General features: G+C 63.5%; 4 protein-coding genes. 2 read left to right on the top strand and 2 right to left on the bottom strand.

Features of this window, described 5'->3' with window-relative positions; translation table 11 throughout:
* On the top strand, window positions 1-228 hold a 228-nt coding region (locus ACRCSW_RS00290; protein ID WP_438701998.1), incomplete at its 5' end, for a hypothetical protein.
* Between the two features lie 39 nt (window positions 229-267).
* Here the strand turns inward: ACRCSW_RS00290 and ACRCSW_RS00285 are convergent.
* Together ACRCSW_RS00285 and ACRCSW_RS00280 are read right to left on the bottom strand one after the other, a co-directional pair.
* Window positions 268-942: a hypothetical protein gene (locus ACRCSW_RS00285; RefSeq protein WP_125327848.1), complete on the bottom strand. Its 675-nt coding sequence runs from the start codon at window positions 940-942 to the stop codon at window positions 268-270.
* The gene (locus ACRCSW_RS00280; RefSeq protein WP_125327847.1) at window positions 939-1,703 is read right to left on the bottom strand and encodes a ParA family protein; all 765 of its coding nucleotides are present in this window, start codon (window positions 1,701-1,703) and stop codon (window positions 939-941) included. Before ACRCSW_RS00280 ends, ACRCSW_RS00285 begins: the two co-directional genes overlap by 4 nt.
* 966 nt (window positions 1,704-2,669) lie before the next feature.
* On the opposite strand from ACRCSW_RS00280, the gene ACRCSW_RS00275 reads away from it, so the two are divergent.
* A complete protein-coding gene (locus ACRCSW_RS00275) occupies window positions 2,670-3,233 on the top strand; it encodes a plasmid mobilization protein (RefSeq protein WP_438701997.1) in 564 nt (187 codons plus the stop codon).
* Window positions 3,234-3,364: the final 131 nt, after the last annotated feature.

The following is a 3,364-nucleotide window of genomic DNA, read 5'->3' as shown; positions in this document are numbered from 1 at the left end:
CGCTTCGACAAAGACGCCGCTCCTGACATGGTCGTCGTTCTCGCGAAGTCGGGCGAACAGGCCCGTCTGTCGGTCAAGAACGGCATCGCCGCACAGGCATCGGTTGACGCAGCGGACTGGTCGAAAATGGTGGCAACCTTCCGCACGGGCGGCGAGTTCGCAATGGTCACCAGCGCTGACAGCCTGACCTTCGAGACAGCGCCGCTGCCCGATCTTGCCTGCGAGTAACCGCAGGCAGCTCATCGATTTTTGTTGCATGGGTGAGGTCTACCTGACGCGTCGCGCCTCGATGAGCTGTGACGCGATTGCGGCGAGGAAGGCACCAACGATCGTCGCCCGGGGCTCGATCAGCCATGGGTCATCAAGTGCCGCATGCATAGCCCGGATCGCGGAGCCTTGGGCGTAGACGGTCATCGGCTCGCCGACCGCCATGTCCGATGCTGCCATGGTGAAGATGCGCTTCGCCTCGTCGACATGCGGCGCAAGATCATCTTCCGCCAAGAGCCGCCGCAGTTCGGCCCGCGCTTCCTTGGCAAAGGCGCGCAACATGTAGGCTGGGGTCACGTCGCCCGCGCCCGGGATCTGCTCAAGCTGCTTCTCGGCTGCCAACGGCAGCCGAAAGAGGACAACCAGCTTCTCTTTCCGGGGCTTCGCCAACCCACTGGCAGCACATTCGGGCGGCGAAGCGGGGGACTGCGACTGACGACTCTCCCCTTCCCTCTTCCCGGCAAACTCCGGGTCGGCCAAGTGCTCCGTCGTCATGTCGGGAAGCTGGGCCTTGACGCCCTCGACATTTCCTCCCTGCTCCGGCGCCCGCCGTTCGGCAAGAATGCGCGACTGCACCTCGCGCGATGACCGCAACCGTGCGGCGGAGTTCTGCAGGCCCGGTTCTTCCGCCGCCGGGGAGGGTGCGACACGTGCAGGAAGGCGGAAACGGCTCATGCAGGGATCACCTCGTCGATCCCGGTCAGGACAAGTTCCGCAACTTCAAGCTGGCGTGTGATGGCATCCGCCACCAGCCGACCGCCGGGTGCTTTGGCGTTGGCGCGGGCCGCCGGTCCAAGGGGGCCGTGATAGCCGAGTTGTTCGAGGATCCTCGAATGCGGAACGATCACGTCGAGATGGTCGAGACGCAGGATCTCTTGCAGCACGTCCTGGTCGCGCTTTGGCAGTTGAGCCATTCCCCCTTCCCGGGTTGCGGCGTCGATGATCTTCGGCCCCGCGTCCATGACGAGGACCCGAACCGCCGGGAACCGCTCGCCCTCGGCAATCGAGGCGCGGAGGTCGTCCATCCAGAGGACGGCGCGATGGGTCATGTCCCATTCGGCGTAGACGGGGCGGGCTGGGATCAGCACCAGATCGGAGATCAGGCAGAAGTCCTCGGTGTCGGTGTGGGTGCCAGGCCGGGTGTCGATCACGACGAGATCGACGCCGCGCGCTTCCTCGGCCTCGAGGAGCGACAGAAGCCCTTCAACACTTTCCGGTGGCGAGAGGATCGCCAGGCTCTCCGGCCAGTCGGGCTTTTGCGCACTCTCCCACGTGGCCAGTTCGAAACTGTCGCGCCAACGGCCGAGTTGAGCGTTCACATCACCGTCGATCAGGGTGACGCTGCGCCCGAGGTTCAGTGCTGCAGATGCGAGAAGCATGGCGGTCGTGGTCTTGCCCGAGCCGCCCTTGGTCTGCACGATGGTAATGACTTGCATGAAATGACGCCTCCACAAACGGTACTCGATACCCTTGCACCGACGCCCGGCGCTCTTTCATGACGCTGCGGAAGGCGATGCACCGCTGGCAAGCCAAGATCAAGCGAAGCCGTTGTAAAGGCGTCACTAATCCGACCGACGTGCGGTGCGCCGTTTAGGCATAAGGTTGCAGAAACGTCAAATGACATGTGCTGGAAGTTGTAACACACCGCCGAAGCCTTCATGTTTCCTAAGGGTTCCCGCAGCCGTGATGCTGCGGCGCGGCGTCCGAGCACTCCTTCGGCCTAGCCGCAATCGAGGCTATCTGCCTTCCGGCCCGTATGACGGTTTGCATGTCTGCATGCCTGCATAGGTGACAGGCCGCATGCCTGCGTTGGAACCTGTCCGCACGGCTGATCCGAAGGCAGGGTGACATCAGGCCTCTGTCTAGGGACGATCCCGAATATGACCCGCCAACCGGATGCATGCCGGACAATCTGCCTGCTTGCCTGTCGGCCTGCTTGCCAGTTCGCCTAGTGACGGGTTGACGCTACGCCGATCCAGCCTGTGGCTTCATGCCCAAAGCCATTCATCGTCGGCCATCTTCCGCAATGGGCAGGCCTTGAAGCATCTTGAGGCCCCTTCCCCGGCCCCCCTTCTCTTCCCGGGCAGCCCTTCCTTCAGACTGTCGTGCTCGTCCCAACAGCCCTCATGGAGGGACCGCACACTTCTGCAAAGCCCAAGGTTTCAAGGCGCTCGACCACTTTGGTCTCGCGTTGCACGGAGGCCTGACGGCCGGGGCGCAGGGACGCAGTCGGCGGGCAAGCCGCCGACCCCTGACGCCATATTGAGTCCTCACCGGCTGTCCGCTTTCCGCACGCGGGCTCCTCTTCGGAGGAGCGGAAACCGGCCGGTGAGGACGGTTGGCAGGAACGGTGGTGTGTGGTACATGATGCGCTATGATGGCAAAACACATGTAATGATACAATGCCACGCTCACGCCTGACCTCTACTGAGACTGCAGCCATCACGGCGCGGCTCCTCGCTGGCGAGAGCGTCGCGGCCGTGGCGAGGTCGATGGGCCGTTCCCGCCAGGCGCTGTCACGGATCAAGGGCAGCCTTGACCGGAAGGAGGTGCGGCGGCTTTCGGTGAAGCTGAACATCCGCATCACGGAAGACGAGCATGCAGCCTTTCAGGCGGTTGCCGAGGCAAGCGGTCTGACGGTTTCCGAGGCAGTCAGGCATCTGGTCAGACAGGCAAGCGATCGTCTGGCGATCCAGGCAGACGAGCTGGATGCCATCGCTTCGGCCAGGCGGGAGCTGTCGGCCGTCGGCAACAACCTCAACCAGATTGCCCGACTGGGGGCGGTCGGGCGTCTGACCTGGAATGCCCGTGATGCTGCCCTGGTGCGCAAGGTTGGAGCGCGGGTCGATGACCTTGTTGAAGAAGTCGTCCACCTTCTCTCGGCGCTTCGGGCCAAGCAGGGACTTGGTGATCAAACCTCTCCTTTCGTTGTAGCGACTGATCCCTCTGCCGAGGCATCGAAATGACCCGGTCTCCTTCCGTCGAGGATCTTGTTCTCGGTCATGTTCTCGATGACCGGCGTCGTGGGCGGGGCGGTGGCGACGGCGCATCGTCCCGGCTGGGAACCAGGAAAGAACGTCAGACCCGGGCGCTTCTG

Origin of the sequence: Tabrizicola sp. (assembly GCF_051645465.1) — a bacterium.
Classification (GTDB): domain Bacteria; phylum Pseudomonadota; class Alphaproteobacteria; order Rhodobacterales; family Rhodobacteraceae; genus Tabrizicola.
Note: the sequence above shows the minus strand (reverse complement) of the source record. Positions and strands in the feature narration are given on the sequence as shown.